Annotated in this window: 13 protein-coding genes; 5 read left to right on the top strand and 8 right to left on the bottom strand. The window is 33.4% G+C overall.

Features of this window, described 5'->3' with window-relative positions; translation table 11 throughout:
* The first annotated feature begins 174 nt into the window (after positions 1–174).
* A complete protein-coding gene (tyrS, locus tag PQ462_RS21800) occupies positions 175–1,470 on the top strand; it encodes a tyrosine--tRNA ligase (protein ID WP_274251560.1) in 1,296 nt (431 codons plus the stop codon).
* A gap of 69 nt (positions 1,471–1,539) precedes the next feature.
* On the opposite strand, the gene PQ462_RS21795 is transcribed toward tyrS, so the two are convergent.
* From PQ462_RS21795 to PQ462_RS21775, 5 genes are all read right to left on the bottom strand, one after another.
* Positions 1,540–3,171: a T9SS type A sorting domain-containing protein gene (locus PQ462_RS21795; RefSeq protein ID WP_274251559.1), complete on the bottom strand. Its 1,632-nt coding sequence runs from the start codon at positions 3,169–3,171 to the stop codon at positions 1,540–1,542.
* A gap of 143 nt (positions 3,172–3,314) precedes the next feature.
* Entirely contained in the window at positions 3,315–4,295 is a 981-nt protein-coding gene (locus PQ462_RS21790) for a LuxE/PaaK family acyltransferase (protein ID WP_274251558.1), read from the bottom strand.
* Between the two features lie 138 nt (positions 4,296–4,433).
* Positions 4,434–4,772, bottom strand: a complete 339-nt coding sequence (locus PQ462_RS21785) for a T9SS type A sorting domain-containing protein (protein WP_274251557.1) — start codon at positions 4,770–4,772, stop codon at positions 4,434–4,436.
* A 162-nt stretch (positions 4,773–4,934) separates the two neighbouring features.
* The gene (locus PQ462_RS21780) at positions 4,935–6,071 is read right to left on the bottom strand and encodes a hypothetical protein (protein WP_274251556.1); all 1,137 of its coding nucleotides are present in this window, start codon (positions 6,069–6,071) and stop codon (positions 4,935–4,937) included.
* 206 nt (positions 6,072–6,277) lie between these two features.
* Complete coding sequence (locus PQ462_RS21775) at positions 6,278–9,055, bottom strand: TonB-dependent receptor (protein ID WP_274251555.1); 2,778 nt, start codon at positions 9,053–9,055, stop codon at positions 6,278–6,280.
* 233 nt (positions 9,056–9,288) lie between these two features.
* Between PQ462_RS21775 and PQ462_RS21770 the strand changes: the two genes are divergently transcribed.
* The 3 genes from PQ462_RS21770 to PQ462_RS21760 all read left to right on the top strand — a co-directional run bounded on the left by PQ462_RS21770 (position 9,289) and on the right by PQ462_RS21760 (position 12,721).
* Positions 9,289–9,972 (top strand): response regulator transcription factor, encoded by a 684-nt coding sequence (locus PQ462_RS21770; RefSeq protein WP_012022635.1) that lies wholly within the window; start codon positions 9,289–9,291, stop codon positions 9,970–9,972.
* Positions 9,973–10,176: 204 nt separating this feature from the next.
* A complete protein-coding gene (locus PQ462_RS21765; RefSeq protein ID WP_274251554.1) occupies positions 10,177–11,262 on the top strand; it encodes a sensor histidine kinase in 1,086 nt (361 codons plus the stop codon).
* A 163-nt stretch (positions 11,263–11,425) separates the two neighbouring features.
* Positions 11,426–12,721 (top strand): porin, encoded by a 1,296-nt coding sequence (locus tag PQ462_RS21760; protein ID WP_274251553.1) that lies wholly within the window; start codon positions 11,426–11,428, stop codon positions 12,719–12,721.
* 2 nt (positions 12,722–12,723) lie between these two features.
* Here PQ462_RS21760 and PQ462_RS21755 read toward each other — a convergent pair whose 3' ends face one another.
* From PQ462_RS21755 to PQ462_RS21745, 3 genes are all read right to left on the bottom strand, one after another.
* A complete protein-coding gene (locus PQ462_RS21755) occupies positions 12,724–13,794 on the bottom strand; it encodes a glycosyltransferase (RefSeq protein WP_121359992.1) in 1,071 nt (356 codons plus the stop codon).
* 503 nt (positions 13,795–14,297) lie between these two features.
* Complete coding sequence (locus PQ462_RS21750) at positions 14,298–14,831, bottom strand: hypothetical protein (protein ID WP_274251552.1); 534 nt, start codon at positions 14,829–14,831, stop codon at positions 14,298–14,300.
* A gap of 64 nt (positions 14,832–14,895) precedes the next feature.
* Positions 14,896–18,327 carry a hypothetical protein gene (locus PQ462_RS21745; RefSeq protein ID WP_274251551.1) on the bottom strand — a complete coding sequence of 1,144 codons (3,432 nt, stop codon included), beginning with the start codon at positions 18,325–18,327 and terminating at the stop codon, positions 14,896–14,898.
* Between the two features lie 173 nt (positions 18,328–18,500).
* On the opposite strand from PQ462_RS21745, the gene PQ462_RS21740 reads away from it, so the two are divergent.
* Complete coding sequence (locus tag PQ462_RS21740) at positions 18,501–19,562, top strand: helix-turn-helix domain-containing protein (RefSeq protein ID WP_274251550.1); 1,062 nt, start codon at positions 18,501–18,503, stop codon at positions 19,560–19,562.
* The last annotated feature ends 2 nt before the right edge of the window (positions 19,563–19,564 follow it).

Here is a 19,564-nt window from a genome sequence, read left to right as displayed (position 1 = left end):
TAAAGAGACAAAGCGACAAAGGCTCAAAGTTGCAAAGGTTTTTCTTGAGATGTAAAGATTTAAAGGTGCAGAGGTTAAAAGTTTTTTATTAGAATTGCAATTGTCATTGATATTGTATTTGCTTTTTGATATTGCCGATGCCATTGATTATATTTGCGCAAAATATTTTAAAAAATGAAGAATCTAGTTGAAGAATTAAAATGGCGCGGTTTGTACCATGATAGCATGCCAGGAACGGAAGAACAATTGCTAAAAGAGGTAACATCGGCCTATATTGGTTTTGATCCAACGGCAGATTCACTGCATATAGGCAGTATGGTTCAGATTATTTTATTGGTTCATTTAAAGAATTTTGGTCATCAGCCAATTGCTCTTGTGGGCGGTGCGACCGGAATGATTGGTGACCCATCTGGGAAATCTGACGAAAGAAATCTGCTTAACGAAGAAACCCTGGCTAAAAATGTTGCCGGCATTAAAAGTGTTTTGTCTCGTTTCTTAGACTTTAATTCAAAAGAAAAAAATGCCCCAATTATGGTAAATAACTATGATTGGATGAAAGAATTCTCGTTTATTGATTTTGCTCGTGAGGTTGGAAAACGTATTACGGTAAATTATATGATGGCGAAAGATTCTGTTAAAAAGAGAATCAACGGAGAAGGTGAGGGAATGTCTTTTACAGAGTTTACTTATCAATTAATTCAGGGTTACGATTTTTATCATTTATATAAAAATAATAACTGCCTTTTGCAAATGGGAGGTTCTGACCAATGGGGGAATATTACCACGGGAACAGAATTAGTACGCAGAATGGGAGGAGAAAGTGCAAAAGCTTTTGCTTTAACAACGCCTTTAATTACAAAAGCTGACGGATCTAAATTTGGAAAATCGGAAGGAGGAAATGTTTGGCTGGATGCTGATAAAACTTCAGTTTACAAATTTTACCAGTTTTGGGTAAATGCTACAGATGCTGATGCTGAAAAATATATCAAGATATTTACTTTCTTAGATAAAGAAACAATTGATGCTTTAATTGCTGAGCACCAAACGGCTCCTCATTTAAGAATTCTGCAAAAGAAATTAGCCGAAGAAATCACGATTTTTGTTCACAGTAAGGAAGAATTAGAAAAAGCAATTCAGGCTTCAAATATTTTATTTGGAAATTCAACTGCTGATGATTTGAAAAAACTAGATGAAAAGACTTTTTTAGAAGTTTTTGACGGCGTTCCGCAGGCTGAAATCGCAAAAGCAGATCTAGAAAACGGATTGGATATTGTTACTGTTTTAAACGAAAAAACAGGTTTCTTTAAATCTAACGGAGAAGCAAGACGCGCCTTAACTGCAAATTCTATTTCTGTAAACAGAGAAAAAATAAAAGAAGATTTTGTTTTAAGTGCAAATGATTTAATTAATAATCAGTTTGTGTTATTACAAAGTGGTAAAAAGAATTATTTTGTGATTCGAGTGGTTTAATTCGTTTCATGATTTTATAAAATAATAAAAGCATCCTATTCAGGATGCTTTTCTATTTAATAGTTGTTCTTATTTAAGAACTTTTCGGGTCTCATTTTTAGATTTAATAATGTAGATGCCGCTTTTTAATGAATCTAATGATTGGTTTTCTTCTTCTATAGATTTAACTTCTTTTGTTAAAACTTTTTGTCCTTCAAAATTGTAAACGTTTATTGAATAAGGCTGTATGCTGTCTTGAACATCTACATTAGACTGAACAGTTTTTGCGAAAGGGTTAACAAAAGTAACTGGTATAACTGTTATGTTGTTATTTTCGTTTGATTCTGTATTTGTTTTAGAATCATCAACCGACATAAGAATGTTTCGATTTCCAGTAACTGTTAAGCCTCCAAAATCTGAAGAGAAAATTGATTTAGATACAGTAATTGAACTTCCCGGGTTTATTGCGGCTATTGAAACACTGCTCGCTGTAGATTTTATATCTGCTGCATCAAGAATACCATCAGTTGATAAATAAAACTGAAGCGTTGCAGGAGTTGATGCTGTGCTTCCTATATTTTTAATAGTTATTGCCTGTAAGTTAATAATTCCAGATTGATTATTTATTGTGTGTCTTTTATTTCCTAAATCACTTAATGCTGCGCTGCAATCAAAACAGTTACTAAAAATAATCGTATTAGCTGGATCAATAACTAAGTCTGGTTTTCCAGTTGGCGTTGTTGTCTGGTTGATAGTAAATGACGATAAAGACGAAATTATATTATTACTGTTGTTTATGTCTTCGCTATTTGTTAATTGGATAATTACATAATAAGTGCCGCTGCTAATATTTGCAGGAATAATTATCGATGGAACACCATATTTGCTTTCATTAGGGTTTAGTGGGTCTATGGTAACATCTTTGATTAATATATCATCAGAGCTTAGAACAGAATTGCCTTTAGAAAAGTAAATTAAGCAATGAGAGGGTGCAAAAGCTCTGCCTCCTATATTTTTTATAGAATATATTACACTAGCATTAGCTCCGGTAGTTTTTGTTGTGCCTCCAAAGTCTGTTGCTATAGCTTGTAAATCTGGTTTTGGACAATTTAATGTAGTGCGAGAAAAAGTAGAACTACCATTTGTAGGGTCTAATTGGTATTCACTGTCTCCAGCTTCGATGCTTGATCCTGTGATCAAGTAATAATTAGCACCTTTCCCGAAATTCATAAAATAAACATCACCTATGCTTAAAGGTTTTTGTGTTTTGACATTTACTTTTTCTCGAATAGTATTAGCAGTCAAATTTGAACAATAGTTAGCTTGAGCTTCTTCTAAGGTTGCGCCTAATAAAATTGGTCTTATGTATTTCCATGACAAAGAATTGCATAAATCTGGGATTAGTTCAAAAGGTGCTGGTTCATCAATATCAGAACCTTTGTCTAAATAATAATCAACAGCATAAAGAACTTTGTAATATCTAGATCCCGATGTTGAACCTAAAATAAGATCAGATTTGTAAACTTTACCAACTTCTAACTTAAAACTTTGATTTAGATTTACATCTCTATTTGGTCCTACAACAACGGTTTGAGCACATCCGGCCGAAATCGCTATTTCAATATTTGGACCTAAATCCTGAAGTGTATGAAATTTGTAAGTCTGTGACCAAGTTGTAACACTGCTTATAAAAACAAGCACTAATAAAGTAATTTTTTTCATAATTTATATGTTTAAAGATTACTTTAAAAGTATATTTAAAAGATAAATATAGTATTTTTTTTACATTAACTGTGCATTAAGAAATTATGTATATTCCTACGAATAAGTTAAAGCCGAAAAAGAACTTTGAATGATTATCAAGCTTAAAGCACCATCAGGTTGCAGCCACGAATATCAGAATTATCAAAGCGTCCCAATACCTCAAAAGAGTTGTTGGGATTTTTTTTGCCTAAATCCTGCGTTGCAATAAAAGAGCAAGAGTTAATATTGGCTAAATCTATTACATTAATACCGCCGGTTTTTCCGTCCTGAATATAGGTTAAAGCATCTTCGGGATCGCGAACGAGAATGTGCATCCATGACGGGCATTCAAAAACACCTTCACCTAAAGAATAAGCCTGCGCTAAAAGTTCGGTCATCCCATATTCAGAATGAATAGATGAAACACCAAAACCTTTGCACAGAATTTCATGTAATTCTTCGCGAATCATTTCTTTGCGTTTTCCTTTCATTCCTCCAGTTTCCATAATAATCGTGTTTTGAAGATTGAATTGATGTTTTTCGATTAGATCTAATAAAGCATAAGTAACGCCAATTAAAATCACGTTTTGACCTGATTCATCTAATTCGGTCAGTTTTTTAATTAAGTCGTCGTGATTGTGCAGATAAAACCCACTGTCAGGCTGATTGGATAGTTTTATTAAGTCTTCGACCATATAAATAAGCGAAGACCCTTCACGTTCTAAATATGACGGCAAAAGGGCTAAAACAACGTAATCTTCTATGTTGCCATAGAATTGTGAAAAACCTTTGCGGTAACTTTCCTCATATAGGGAGATATCGGTCACTAAGTGTCTGCTCGTTATCATTCCGGTTGTACCGCTGCTGGTAAAAGTTACTTCGGCAGGATTTTCATTCGAAACGACATTGTGGCTTTTGAAAAATTGAATAGGTAAAAAAGGAATCTGCTGTAATGATTTAACCTGCTGAACATCTGTTTTTAAGTAATCACAGAAATCACGATATACTGTATTATTCGCATACTGAAAGCGAAACACTTTTAATGCTGTTTTTTCAAATTGTTTATGGCTTGAAATCGTAAATATATCGCTGGCTGTAATCAAAACTTTTTTTGTGCAAAGATATTGTTTTTCGGTTTTCAGTCGCAGTTTTCAGTCGCAGTTTTCAGGAGTCTCATAAAAACTATAAACTGTGACTGAGACTGTAAACTAAAAAAGCTCCGAAAGGAGCTTTTTTAAAATTTATCGAATAATGAGTTTTCGCGTTGCTGTGGAATTCTGCTCACTTATTCTTATGATGTAAACGCCAGGGACTAAATCAGAGACGTTTAATTCTTTTGTGGTTAAATGTGCTTGCAGTACTTTCTTTCCTAAGATATCAAATACGATGATTTCTTTTTCCAAATCATTTTTTGATGATATATATACTTTTCCGTTTACCACAGGGTTAGGGTACAAGCTGAGACCCTCAATACCTGCCGGATCCTGAGTTTTTGGTAATTGCTTACTGTCTTGTGCCGAAACACTTACAGTAAAGAAAAAAGCCAATAAGAATGTAATATAAAAGTAGTTTTTTGCCATCGCGTTTATTTGGATATTGTAAATATACAAAAAAAATTACAAAAATCACACCAAAAAAAAACATCCTAAATATTTAGGATGTTTTTAACATTTTGTATTCGAAGTTATTAGAAACCAACTGACCAAATAGAAGTCTTATGTGGAAACTAAAAACTCATTTTATTACTTAGTCCAGTTAGCCCAAGATGGTAATTCAGCACCAGCACCAGCACCAGTTGCAGCACCAACAGTTCCAGATAATTTAGGACCAGTTGTATTTGTCATTGCAGCACCAAAACTGTAGTTTTCGATTGTAAAGAAACCGTCAGCAATGTTTTTAGCAGCAGCAGCATCAGTAGATGATATTTTGATAAGTGCAGATGGCATATCATTATCAACATAGAAATTTGTGTAAGCTTGTTTTCCACCACCATCTTTAAAGTTGATAGTTTTTTCGTCAGCTAAGAAAGTAGCACCACCTTTGATGATAGAAAAGTTAACTAATTTTCCAGTAGTTACAGGAGTAGCTTCACCTGGGCTTTTTTCGTTGTTTGATCCTTCAATAGCAGCTTTTGATACACCTTTGATGTAAACATTAGTTGCAGAACCTTGCCATCCATCAGCAAAATCGAATGAATCATCATAAGAGTTAACGATTACTAAGTTAGTAGCGTTTACTGTTCCTCCAAAAAATTCAATTCCGTCATCACCACTTTCGTAAGTGTAGATATCAGATACTACAGTTCCAGAACCTACTCCAAAGAAAGATACACCATTGTATTCTTTAGTTGTAGAGAATTTAGAACCAGTGTAAGAAATTTTTAAGAAGTTGATGTTTCCAGAAGAATCAGTGTTATTTGTACCACCGTAGCTTAAAGAACCAACTTCAGATGTACCGTTATCTCCAGTATTTACTTTAGCATTACCAGCGATAATTAATCCACCCCAGCTTCCTTCAGTTGGAACTGCTTTTGCAGATGTCATGATTACAGGTTTTGCAGCTGTACCATTTACGTTTATTTTAGCATTTCTTTCTACAGCAATAAATAAAGATGTTGGATCTGCTGTTGCAGAAGCTTTGATAGTTGTTCCAGCAGGAATAATTAAAGTTGCTCCTCCTTTAACTACTAAACCTCCAGTTAAAGTGTAAGTTTGAGTAGGGTCTAATGTTACAGTACCGTCATTGATGTTACCTTTTAAATCGTCAACTTTTAAAACGAAAGTACTTTTGTTCTCATCGCTTTTGTTGTTGTCGTCAGAACTACAGCTTGTTAAAGCAAGTCCTAATATTGCAGCCATTGCAAAAAATGATTTTTTCATTGTTGTTGTGTTTTATTGTTTTAATTTATTCAAGGCAAAGTAAATGAACATATGTTTTTGCTGAGTTAAGTCCGTATTAATAATATATTAAGTATGTTCTGTTGTAAATGGATTTGCTTAATATAAAATTTACATTCGGTTTGTATGAAAGCAAAAAAGGTGATTAGCAGTTCTAATCACCTTTTCGTAAATTCTATATTTATTTCTTAGAATGTATAGTTTAAAGTAAGTCTAAGATCAGAACCTGCTTTGTATGATGTTACTGTGATATCACCAACAGCTTCTTTTCCTGGTACTTCTCCTTGCTCTTGTACACGTTTAAAAGTTGGGTTTAGAATGTTGTTGTAAATAAGACCTAACTTTAAGTTTTTAGTTAAACTTGAGTTTAAAATAAAATCTAATTTATTTACAGCTTTATCAACTTGGTTTCCTATCTGTGAAGTTCCAATTACTGCTAATTTATCTGAAAAATAAGAGTAAGATACTGTTGCTGTTATATCATTGTTTTCTGTAAATTGCTTCATCAAAGAAAGATTGGCATTAGCTAGGAAATTTGAAGCACCTGTTAATTTACTTTCTTTAAAAGTAAAAAGAGCACCAAAGCCATTTTCGTTATTTACTTTTTCGCCATCCAAATCCTGATTTGTATAAAGATAAGATCCGTTTACGTCAAACGAAAGTTTCGTTTTTAGGCTATTAGCATTTTCAATTTCAAAAATGTCTTTTCTAATTTCTAATTCAACTCCCGCTACAGTTGCTTTTTCACCTGTATTAGCATAAGTAATATCATTTGATGAAGAGTTTTCGAACATTTCATTAATTGGATTTTGAATAATTTTACCAAATGCTGTTACCGAAACTAACTCTCCTGCTTTTGGAAAATATTCCCATCCTAAATCAGCATTATAGTTTGTTGATGGATACAAGTCTGGATTTCCTCTGTAAGCTTGTGCTACATCTTCATAAATAATAGGCACTTTTTCTTTAAACTGAGGGAGTGTGTAAGTTTTACTGGCAGAGAATTTTAAATTTTGTTTGTCTGTCAGCGTATATTTTGAAATTAAACTTGGTAAAATGTTAAACTTCGAATAATCTGAGTCATCACCGTCAGGAAGTGTAGTTGTAATGTATGATACATTTTGAGTTAACTGCTCAAATCTTGCTCCTAAAATTACACTTAATCTTTCAGTAAGTGAGTATTGGATAGTAGCAAATGCACCATTCATATTTAGATCTCCATTGTAAGATTGAAATATTCTGTTAGACGAAGATGAACCAAAGTTAGCTTCGTTTAAGTAAGTGTCAACATGATGAACATCTTCGAATGGAAATGATATCTTCGTTCTGTCTGGAAAAAACGAATATTGCTGCATGGTGTAGTCTAGTTTTTTCATTTTTCCAGAATAACCAAAAGTTACTTTTCCTTTATAACCGTCATCTTCTTTTTTGTTGAAATTATAAGAAAGCGCAATATTTGCAGAAAGCTCATTTTCTTTTAAATCCTGAAAGAATCTGTGATTATTAATGTTAGAGTTGATAAAGAAAGTATAATCAGTTCCATTAGGAGCATGAACAAATGTATTTTGCATACGATCTGGAATTGCACTGTTTGAAGTGCTGTATCCTGCAGCCCAATTTAAATTCCATTGATCGTTAAATTTATTTTTACCTGTTAATTGATTTACAATTAATTGAGTTCTTTCAAAAGTTCCACGTTTGATAAAACCGCTTGTTTGTTGAAGTTCAGTATCACCGCCTCCATCAAAATCTTGATTTGTTCCTTGGTATTCACTATAATCCTGATCACTTGAGTTCAGGAATAATGAAGTTAACATTACAGAATGATTGTTGTTGATTTTATAATCAGCCGTAGCCATAACTGTTGTTGTGGTGTTATGTTTGTAAGCTGTTCTGTATAAATTACTGTTTATGTTTCCATTTGAGTTGATAGATCCTCTATTGTAACCTTCAGTAAATCTATTTCTTGCGCTGAAAGATCCTGTAACAAAAGTACCAATTGAACTTTCGTCGTTTATGTTAAATCTTTTTCCTGCAGATAATGTGTAGAAAGCGTTTAAAACATTTTTGTTTTCTTGTCTGTCCCAGCTTGTAGCATAATTATATGGTTTTAAAGGAGAATCTGGAACCCCTACTTTTTTAAATCCAGTATATGATGGACCATCTTGTAAGTAAAAGTGATCTTGACTAAGTACATTTGTATTTGCTCCTGTACCAATTGAAAAGCTGATAAAAGGTTTACCGCTGAATTTTTTTGCGCTGATGTCGATATTTGCACCTCCAAAATCAGCATAATTTTGCGCTTCAAATGTTTTGCTAATCCCAATGTTGTCTACGATATTTGTTGTGAAAATATCTAAAAGTATATTTTTATTTGCAGGATTATTTGATGGTAACGGAAGACCATTTAAAGTAGTTACATTGTAACGGTCACCCAAACCTCTTACGAAAACATTTCCAGAATCGTCTTGTTTAGATACCCCGCTCACTTTTGCCACGGCATTAGCAACGTCGTTAACTCCTTTTCTGGAAATTTCTTCAGCACCAATCGCAGCTTTAAATGAAACCGCATTTTTTTGATCTAATAATAATGCTGATTCTTTTTGTTTGTTTCCAGCCGTAGATTTCACCACTACATCTTTTAAAGTAAAACTTCCAGAAGAAAGTGCCTGATTTATAACTACAGTTTCGTTTGTCTTTACGTTAACTGGAGCTTCTTTAGATTCATATCCTAAAAAACTAAAAATTAAAGTATAGTTTCCTGGATTTACGCTCAACGAATATTTTCCGTCTACGTCGGTATTTACGCTAATGTTCGTACCTTTAACTAAAACATTTGCAAAAGGCAACGGATCATTGTTCATTTCTTTGTCAGTCAGAACGCCAGAAATCGTACCTTTGTTTTGCGCGATCGAAATCGTACAAATAAATAGTGCAATAAATAGAAATCTTAAATTGAATTTCATTAGTGTGTTGTGTTTAATTTATTTTTGTGCAAAGAAAGAACCGCGCTGTAAAGTCCATGTTACGGACTTGTTATGTTTTTGTGTTGTTAAGATTATCAAATTGTTACCAGATTAAATTACCGTTAACACCAATTTTTAAAGGTTCATTTGTTAGTATATTTACCCCGTGAAATAAAAAACATCGGATAAATAATTAAGAATATTTGATGTAAAAATCTCAATTTTTGCTATTTATGAAAAAAACACAAACTAAGATTTTATTAGTTGACGACGAACCGGATATCTTAGAAATCGTTGGCTATAACCTTGCTCAGGAAGGCTACCAGATTGTTACAGCTTCTAATGGAAAAGATGCTATAGCAAAGGCTCAGAAAGAATTGCCGGAATTAATTATCATGGACGTGATGATGGCAGAAATGGACGGAATGGAAGCTTGCGAACATATTAGAAAAATTCCTGAGTTAAATAATGTTATCATAACATTCCTTACGGCAAGAAGTGAAGATTATTCGCAAGTAGCTGGTTTTGATGCAGGTGCTGATGACTATATTACAAAGCCAATTAAACCAAAATTATTAGTCTCTAAAGTAAAGGCTCTGTTAAGAAGGTTAAAAGAACAAGAAGTGGTTACAGATACCATAAATGTTGGCGGAATTGAAATAAACCGTGAAGAATATAAAATCATAAAAGGCAATGTAGAAATTGCTCTGCCAAGAAAAGAATTCGAACTGTTTTATTTATTAGCTTCAAAACCAGGAAAAGTATTCAAGAGAGATGAAATCCTTGATAAAGTATGGGGAAATGAAGTAGTAGTTGGAGGAAGAACAATTGATGTTCACATTAGAAAACTGCGTGAAAAAATAGGCGAAGACCTTTTTAAAACCATAAAAGGTGTTGGTTATAAATTTGAAGTTTAGATTTTAAGATGCTGAGGTTCTAAGATTCTAAGTTATTTAGATATTTGGAATTTTACTAAAGATTTAAAAGCAATCAAATTCTTTTAAAAATATTCAATACATTTAAACCATATAAGGAACTGAAGTTTACTTGGACTTTAGTTCTTTATATGGTTTTTGAGTTACACTTAATTTCTCTTAATCACTTAATGATTAAAAACATAAATGAAAATCAATTTTAAAAAAACGTACAAATTTGCTATAAAATCGGCATTGTATATCAGTCTTTTTTCGACAGGATTTGTGCTGATCTTAATGTCTTTATTTTATAAAAATCAGTTAAAACATCAAATAGCATTTGGAATAATTTTCATTATTGTCATTTACATATTCTCATTTTTGGTTTTACAATATCGTGTAGAACGTTTTATTTACAGAAGAGTAAAGAAAATTTATGATGAGGTTTCGTTATTAGAATCAACAAATCTTATCAATCAGCCTATTACGACAGATATGGAAACACTTTCACGAGAAGTGAAAAAGTTTGCAACCGATAAAAAACTCGAAATCGAAATGCTCGAAATTCGTGAACAATACCGTAGAGAGTTTCTTGGAAACGTTTCCCACGAATTAAAAACACCATTGTTTACCGTTCAGGGTTATGTTTCGACTTTGCTTGATGGTGCAATGGATGATAAACACATTCGAAAAAAATATTTAAAACGTGCCGAAAAAGGTGTAGAGCGTCTTATATATATTGTTGAAGATTTGGATATGATTACCAAATTAGAATCAGGAGATTTAGATTTAAATATGACTGATTTTGATATTGTTGAATTAATCCAGAATGTTTTTGATTTATTGGAAATGAAAGCCGATAAAAAGAAAATCAAATTGGCCTTTGAAAGTAAAAATGTACAATCGGTTATTATTCGTGGAGATCAGGATAGAATTCAGCAGGTTTTAGAAAATCTGATTGTAAACTCAATTAAATATGGAAAAGAAGGCGGGTTGACAGAAGTTGGCGTTGTAAACTTAACTAAGAAAAAAGTCTTAATTCGTATCAGCGATAATGGAGAAGGAGTTGAAAAACAAAATATTCCAAGACTTTTTGAACGTTTTTACCGTGTCGATAAAAGCGGAACGCGTTCTGAAGGAGGTTCTGGTTTAGGTTTGGCAATTGTAAAACATATTATCGAAGCGCATAAAGAGAAAGTTTATGTAGAAAGTGAGTTCGGAATTGGTTCAGAATTCTCTTTTACACTCGAAAAAACATTCAAAAGCCAAAAACCTGACGTTAAAAAATTGTAATCGAGTTTTTGCTAAACAGCCTAAAACAAAGGTGTTTAACAATAAATCAACACACGGATTTAGTCCGTAACATTAAATTTTTATTATAGTAACATCTTGTTAATGATTTCTTAACATAGGTGAGTCATCTTTGCATCCTGAAATTAAGGGAATTAGAGAACTAATGATAAAAAGAAAAATATTAGCCGTTTTAATGTTGATGAGCTGTTTTGTAAATGCACAAGACATAAACAAACAAGAAGTAAAAAACGAAGTGCTTCGTATTCTGGATTCTATCAACAAAGCAAAATTGCCGGATACTAAATCTGGAGGAGGAGTTGAAGAACACTGGTACGACAGAATCTCTTTAAGAGGTTACGCTCAAATTAGATACAACGGACTTTTTTCTACAAACGATAAAGTTTCCTGCGAGCAATGCGATAAATCCTGGGGAACAACTTCAACAGCTCCAGATGCAAAAGCAAACAACGGGCTTTTTATCCGCCGTGCTCGTTTAGTGTTTTCAGGGCAGGTTCACCCAAATGTATTTTTCTATTTCCAGCCGGATTTTGCCAGTTCACCTAGTACCGGAATTCAGAATTTTGTTCAGATTCGAGATCTTTATTTTGATCTTTCTTTTGATAAGAAAAGGGAATACCGTGTTCGTATCGGGCAGAGTAAAATTCCGTATGGCTTCGAAAACATGCAGTCAAGTTCACAGCGTTTAACGATGGATCGTGCCGATGCAATCAATAGTTCTATATTAAATGAGCGTGATTTAGGAATGTTTTTCTACTGGGCTCCAGCCGAAATTAGAGAACGTTTCAGCATGCTGGTAAAAGACGGATACAAAGGTTCTGGCGATTTTGGAGTATTTGCTTTTGGAGTTTACAATGGTCAGATTGCTAATAAATTAGACGGAAACAGAGATTTAAATGTTGTAGCCAGAGTAACTTATCCATTTGTAATTGGAAGCCAGATTATCGAACCGGGAATCCAGGCTTATACAGGAAAATGGGCTTTTACCGGAGAAATTTCTAATGGAGTAACCGTAAATGATCCGCAGTATGTAAAAGACCAAAGAGTAGGAGCAACATTTGTTTTGTATCCAAGACCTTTTGGAATCCAGACAGAATACAATATCGGAACAGGACCTCGCTATAATACCTTAACTAATACGGTAGATGAAACAGATTTAAATGGAGGATATGTTTTATTGAACTACAAATGGGATATTAAAAAACAGCACATTTATCCTTTCGCTAAATTTCAATATTATGACGGAGGAAAGAAATATGAAAAAGATGCCAGAAGTTATATCGTAAGAGATTACGAATTTGGTATCGAGTGGCAGCCAATTAAAGCTTTTGAATTAACAGCAGAATATGTAATTGCCGACAGAACTTTTGAGGACAGTGCGCTTCCAATAAACAGACAACAAGGAAATGTATTGCGATTGCAAGCGCAGTTTAATTTCTAAAATCAGTCTTCAAAAACATTAAATAACGAGTCCCAGTCTATATCATTTTTAAATTGAGACAAACCTTTAAACGACTTTACTTTTGATAAATCTTCAATGGTAAAGTCGTCTTGCATTGCATAAGGCACAAGATTTTCTTCCTGAAGTTTTATCGCCAGATATTCCTGTTCGTACTGTCCCGGAGTTGGAATAAAAAAGGCTTTTTTTCCTAGTTTAGCCAAATCCATAACGGTGGTGTAACCAGAACGACAAAGAACAAATTCACTTTCGTTAAAAGTCTGTTCCAATTGTTTGGAGTTCATGAAATTATAATAAGTTACATTTCCAGCCTGCCATTTCTCTTGCGTTTTCTCTACAATTCCTTGTACAAAAACCACTTTACCTTTAAACTTGGCAGCTTCTTTTTGAAGTTTTTCATCCAGATATGTACGCTGTGGTTCAGGGCCAGATAAAATAATCATCAAATCATATACAATTGGCGTTTCCTTTTTCTTCATTCTGCTCAAAGGCCCAATATATCTTAAATTAAGATGATCGTTTTTAAGATGTCCCAAATCACCTGTAAGATTTACTTTTTCATTAGAATCCGGAACCCAGCATTCAGTATATTTTTTTATAATATGCTGATGGCATTTACTTGTGAACCAAGTCGTATTTCCGGTCATCACATTTAATTGATGCGTCATGAAAACAGAAGGCACTTTTTTGCTGAAAACACCCAGTCGGTTATCCGAAATAATACCGTCAATACCATGTTTTTTGATCCAGCTGTTTACCATTTTTTTCTCGTCTAAAATGGCCGTAATCATTTTAGGCAGATTCTTGATCAGCTTCCATTTAAAATTCTTGCCATTTTTAGCATATTCAATATGATACGAAGGCAGTTCAAGAGTTTGAACATAGGGAAATTCCTTGCGCAATAAAGCAAGAGCAACACCGTCAGAAGCAATAATTGGAATATAATTATTTTCTTGAAGCGCTTTAATGATCGGAATACATCTTGTGGCATGCCCTAGTCCCCAGTTTAAAGGAGCAACTAAAATAGTTTTGTTAGCAGAATAGTCAATGCTCATAATTTTTTAACGCTTTTTAAAAAACGAAGATAAAGAAATATGTTTTGGATGCTATTTCGGGTTTATTACTAAATTATTAACTCTATATTCTTAAAAACACTAGAAATTTCTAGGAGTGTTTCAAAAATAATTTTGTTTTGCCAAATAAGATTATCCCTATGTTAAGTAATTCTGGATTTTTTTAACGACCTTAATAAGGAAATTTGTAAGTTTAGTTATAATATAAATGAGCTGCCTGAAAAGTACAACCCCTTTTATGTCAAAATATAAAGCTGTTTTGTGCAGGTAAAACCTCAATGATGTAAAATATTATAGAATTTCAAATTTTATATATGTCACTCCTCTCAAGCTTTATATTGTAAATATTTATCCTTGCTGTAAATATTTCGCCTCTCCGAAACGGATAAAAAAAAGGAGCTGTCTTTTAAACAGCCCCTTTTAAATTGAGATTCAAAGTATATGTCTCAGTATCTTAGTTCTTCAAAACCTTAGCGCCTTTGAAATTAATCCTGAATGTACGTTTTGTTACCATTTTTGTTAATATAGTATTTACCGCCTTTTGGACCTGTATATACTTTTTTACCGTTGTATTCTCCAGTTACCTTGTCTGGTGTTTTTGGAGCTTTTTCATTGGTTTCTTTTAAAGTTTTTGTTGCTGATTTTTTGGCAGTTGCAGCTTCTTTCTTGGCATCTGTTTTTGCACTTTCAGCTTTATCGGCAGCTTTTTTTGCTTTTGCAGCATCACTTTTTGCTCCCGCTGCTTCCTTTTTAGCTTTTGCAGCTTCTTTGTCTGCTGATTTTTTAGCTGCGGCTGCAGATTCTTTTTTCGCATCCGCTGATGCTTCTGTTGCTTTCGCTGCTTCTTTTTTAGCTTTTGCAGACTCTTTTTTAGCATCGGCTTTTGCTTTGTCAGCGTCAGATTTTGCTTTTTTTGCAGATGCTTCGGTTTTGCTCTTAGCGGCTTTTGCAGTAGTTTCCTGCGCATAGAAATTAGTAGATAAAACTACTAAAAAACAAAGTAATACTAATTTTTTCATGGTGGCTATAGTTTATAATTTTCACATAAAATTAAGCAATTAATTCTTATGTTTTTGTTAAACATTAAAAATATGCGCGAAGCTGCACATTGCCGGTATGAATCGTATTTCCAGTCTCACTTTTACGGCCTTGGTAGTTTAAATTAACATCTAAAAACTGTGTGATATTTTTCTGCAAAAGCAATTTCCAAACCAAATTTTGACCTTGCTGCAATCCTTCGAGCATTTGAAAACCAACCGAAGAAAATTCATTTCCGTTGAATTTATTTTCATAAAAAGAAAACTCTCCATTGATGGTAACTTTCTTTTCGCCGGCAAAAGAAAAGGCAGTTCCAAGTCTGTTTTGCACTAAAGTCTCAAAATTTCCAATTTGGTTTTCCTTATTCTGAAACTCATAAAAGAAATCCAAACTGGTGTTTTTAGAAAATAAATAACTGATTTTGGGTGCCAGTTGATAACCTTTTAAATCATAATTTTTTTCGACAAAATCCTTCGAAATTAAATCGGTCTTTATCGTTTTGGTAAAGAAATTAAACAGCCAGCTTTTTTGATACAAGTGTGTATATTGTAATTGATGTGAACTGTTTTTGACGCTTTGTGAACCAACCGAAAGTAAATTTTTACCATTATTAATAAGGTAAGTATAAGTAACGGAATGTTTTTGTTTACCGCGATTGTAAAACAAACTGTTCCTGAAACTTGAATTTAAACCCAGAACATTTTCATCTGATGAATAAAACGGATTGAGTTCTAAACGATCGCCGTTGCTGCGTACTTTTCGATCCATGATAAACGAAGTCTGATTGTAGAAATACGAAATCAGTTTTTTCAAACCCTTTTCGTTCTGCCATTGTAACGGATTTAAAATAACCGACTGCGAAAATTTATTCTGATTTGTTTTTATATAAACCTGATTGGGTAAAAAGATGCGGATGTATTTTGCCTGATCCGGAAATGCTGCAATTTCAAATTCTTCCAGTTCCTGAATGCCGTTTCCGTTATAATCATTCCAGGTATAAACGCCTTGTCCGGTTGGAACTTCCACATACGTAAATTCCTGTTGCGCTATGGTTCCTGAACTCGTTTCATAAGCCGTTCCTATCTGCATGAACTGATTAAAAAATCGGTCATTGTACAAAACTCTTGAATTTAACGAAGGTTCATTTTTTCTGCTCGAATCTGTAAAATCCAGATTTCGGTAACTGGCATAAACGGCTAAATCAGTTGTTTTATTCTGAATTAATTTTGATTTTAAAAAGTATGTCTGCGAATTGTTTACGTGTTGTAAAAGTCCGTTTTGCAAACTGTCATTTCGGCGCTGTAAATAACCCAATTCAACAAAAACTTTTGTACTGTCGCCGCGTCCAACAAAAACACCGTATTCAGAAAATCTTTGGCTTAAAGCCGAAAACTGATTTGTTGCTTTATCTTTTTCCTGATTATCCTCGATTTGTAAACTCCCGCCAACCCAGTTTTTACCAAAATGATATTTGGTTCGCGTTTGATTTCTAATGAATTTTGAAGTTGAAACTGTGGCATCAGAATTTAAAAAACTTCCCTGATTTTCAATCGTCCATTTTTTTAATTTGAACAAAGCTGTTGTGGTATGGCGCGCTCCGGAATAGCTTTCACTAAAATCTAATTTCTCAAACTGATAGGTAAACAAGCCAATATTTGACGTTTCTTTTTTGGCAAACAAATCAAAATTAATACCCGTAACCAATAAACTCTGATTTCCTAAAAGTGTAGAATTTAAATTCCAGTCGCGGTTAAATTCAATATTATACAAACGCTCCACCGATCTGAAATCTTTCTGCACAAATTGATAATTCGCAAAACCGTCTAAAGTCCAGTTTCGCGTAAAAAGACGTTTTTTAATATTGGTTTTAAAAGCAATTCCTTCGTTGTCAGAATCATCAATGCTCGAAAATAAGTTTTTGTCATTATTGCTCATTGCGATTTCAAAATCGACCAGCGTTTTTTCGTCGGGATTGTATTTTCCTAAAAAAGTAGCGACCTGAATTTTCATTGGGGCAACTAATTGTACAATAGGCTCATAATTTCCCTGCGGAATACCGCCAATAGGCGAAACATATTGATAAATTCTTTCTACTGAATTTGTGTTCTGAATGATATAATTTCCGAGATTATTTCCAACAAGACTAAACTTTACATTGTATAAAACATCTGCAGAGTTGTTAGAATATTCATAGGCTTCAACCGAGTTTACAAGGATCTTTTTATATAAAATTTTATTCTCAGAATAGGTGTCTTCAAATGCCGACGGTGCTTTCATCAAATTAATATCATCGCCCGCCTGAGCTAAAATCTGAACTTGTTCTGTAGAAAGATTTTGCTGTAAAGGCTGGTTTTTCATGTCATTTTCAGAATAGATATAGCCGCCAAAACTCCAGCTTTTATTTTCGGTTGTGGCACCTGCGTAAGTAACCAAACGATTGTAGTTTCTTTCAGAATATTGATATTCAACGTTAATTCTCATTTCAGAAGTAATCGTAAAAAGCGATGTAAAAACAATTTCTCCCGCATTATAATCAATCACATAATCGTTGTTTTCGCCGCGTTTCAGCAAAACACCATTTACATACACACGCTCAGAACCTGAAATTACCAAAACATACAATTCGCCGTTTTGCCCTTTTAGTTTATAAGGACCCTGGTTTCCTTCCTGTCCTGTAAAAGTACTTTTGGCATATTGTCCTTTTACAAATGAAACCGAAGCAAAAACATTAGTTTTACTTTTCTCAGTATCAAAATCAAAACTAGCTGCAAGTCCCTGAACCTTTTTATTAAAACTCAGAAATTGGGTTTTTCTGTTTTCCAGAAAAACATCACCCGCCCGAATATTCCAGTCATCTGTAAAAAGTTCCATGAAAATATTATCAAACTGATCTAGTTTTTGAGAATAACCGCCATCCTGAAGCGGAATATTATTATCCTGGAGCGAAGCCCGCAGACTGACTTTATCGGATATTTTTCCTGTAATCTGCAAATCTAGATTAGAATTCAAAACCGTACTTTGATTATTCCCAATCGTAACCCCGCGCGTAATACTTCCGGAAGTGCTTAAACCGTCAAAAGGAGCTGCTTTTTTAGTATTCCCGTTATCAATTTTATATAATTTTTCAGAAGCAACATCACTGCTTACAACCTGACTGTCTTTATAAAGTCCATATTCTTTGGTCAGGAAATCAGGATAATTGAGATAATTGACAATTAAAGTATCAGAAACCGAAGTGAATTTTTCGTTGAAAAGCAGCGTTCCTTTTTTAAAATCAATTTTATAAAAAGTAGAATCAATTGGCTGATTTTTAGTGTTTAGAATTTCAAAAAAACCGGAATTGATACTCACTTTTTCAAGATGAATGGTGTCTTTTGTCGCAATTACTTTTTTGGTTTTGTACAGCGTTTCTGTTTCCTGCGCAATAAGCCCGGAATACCAAAACAGTATCATACAAAACAGTAATTTTTTCAACATAAACACTTTAACTCTAAAAATTCAAAAGTAGTATTTATAATCAAGAAATTGCGAGGCTTTTATTTGTTGGTGAATTGACTGATTTTAAAATTTTAAATGGCATTATTAAATATAATTCTCATCATAAATGAATCTTTTTTTTAGCTTTGTTCAGGATATAACGAACTTAAACTATGGATACCGGCAAAGAACTTCTATTCTTTTTTAGTGCTTTGGGATCTTTCAACGGAATTATTCTGGGAGTTTATTTTTTCTTTTTTACAAAGAAAAAATTCCTCACAAATTATTTCCTGGGCGCACTGTTGTTCGCTTTAAGCATCCGAATTGGGAAATCTGTTTTTATTTATTTTCATCCTGAACTGCCAAAAATGTATTTGCAGTTAGGACTTACTGCTTGTTTTTTTATTGGTCCTTGTTTGTATTATTTTTTAAGATCGGCAGTTGAAGAAATCAATGTAATGCCAAAATCGTGGAAAATGATGCTGCTGTTTTGGGGAATCCTGATTGTGAGTGTCGGATTCCTATATCCGTACGAAACGTATCCAACACTTTGGAGCTTTTATTTTATTCGAATTATTTACTTTCAATGGTTTGTATATATCCTTTTTTCAGGATTTACAATTCGCGGCGTTTTAAAGAAAATCTTCAATACTAAAGAAAAAGCAAGTCCGTCAGAAATTTGGTTTGGAACCCTTTTTCTAGGCACTTTTTTATTATTCCTTTTTTACTTTTTGGCCATTATGGGTGCTTCGGCGGCAACTTATATAAGCGGTGCCGTTGTTTTCTCTTTTATTTTATATCTGATTATTTCTATTCTTTTATACCGAAAGAAAACCGATGATTTGTTTCTGCTGAACAGTCAGAAGGTTTCAGGCAAAAAAATCGATGCAGCCGAAGCTGTGATTATTTCTGAAAAACTAGAAAATATAATGAATGAAAAAAGCCTGTATAAAAACCCAAACCTGAATTTACAGGATTTGTCGAGGGAAATTAATATTTCGAGCCATCAATTATCGCAGTTTTTAAATAATAATCTGGGAAAGAATTTTACCAGTTTTGTAAACGAATTTAGAATAAACGAAGCCTGCAGGATTATCACTTCAAATGATAAACTTACTTTAGAATCTGTTGGTTATGATGTGGGGTTTAATTCAAAATCGACATTTTTTGCTGCCTTTAAAAAGCATACCGGAACAACACCTTTAAATTATCAGCTTCAGGCTTTACAAACATAAAA

Origin of the sequence: Flavobacterium sp. KACC 22758 (assembly GCF_028736135.1) — a bacterium.
Lineage (GTDB): Bacteria > Bacteroidota > Bacteroidia > Flavobacteriales > Flavobacteriaceae > Flavobacterium > Flavobacterium johnsoniae.
Note: the sequence above shows the minus strand (reverse complement) of the source record. Positions and strands in the feature narration are given on the sequence as shown.

Excerpts from the sequence above, each read along its gene's own strand:
- tyrS (WP_274251560.1), top strand. The coding sequence starts at position 175 with ATGAAGAATCTAGTTGAAGAATTAAAATGGCGCGGTTTGTACCATGAT.
- PQ462_RS21795 (WP_274251559.1), bottom strand. The coding sequence starts at position 3,171 with ATGAAAAAAATTACTTTATTAGTGCTTGTTTTTATAAGCAGTGTTACA.
- PQ462_RS21785 (WP_274251557.1), bottom strand. The coding sequence starts at position 4,772 with ATGGCAAAAAACTACTTTTATATTACATTCTTATTGGCTTTTTTCTTT.
- PQ462_RS21780 (WP_274251556.1), bottom strand. The coding sequence starts at position 6,071 with ATGAAAAAATCATTTTTTGCAATGGCTGCAATATTAGGACTTGCTTTA.
- PQ462_RS21775 (WP_274251555.1), bottom strand. The coding sequence starts at position 9,055 with ATGAAATTCAATTTAAGATTTCTATTTATTGCACTATTTATTTGTACG.
- PQ462_RS21770 (WP_012022635.1), top strand. The coding sequence starts at position 9,289 with ATGAAAAAAACACAAACTAAGATTTTATTAGTTGACGACGAACCGGAT.
- PQ462_RS21765 (WP_274251554.1), top strand. The coding sequence starts at position 10,177 with ATGAAAATCAATTTTAAAAAAACGTACAAATTTGCTATAAAATCGGCA.
- PQ462_RS21760 (WP_274251553.1), top strand. The coding sequence starts at position 11,426 with ATGATAAAAAGAAAAATATTAGCCGTTTTAATGTTGATGAGCTGTTTT.
- PQ462_RS21755 (WP_121359992.1), bottom strand. The coding sequence starts at position 13,794 with ATGAGCATTGACTATTCTGCTAACAAAACTATTTTAGTTGCTCCTTTA.
- PQ462_RS21750 (WP_274251552.1), bottom strand. The coding sequence starts at position 14,831 with ATGAAAAAATTAGTATTACTTTGTTTTTTAGTAGTTTTATCTACTAAT.
- PQ462_RS21745 (WP_274251551.1), bottom strand. The coding sequence starts at position 18,327 with ATGTTGAAAAAATTACTGTTTTGTATGATACTGTTTTGGTATTCCGGG.
- PQ462_RS21740 (WP_274251550.1), top strand. The coding sequence starts at position 18,501 with ATGGATACCGGCAAAGAACTTCTATTCTTTTTTAGTGCTTTGGGATCT.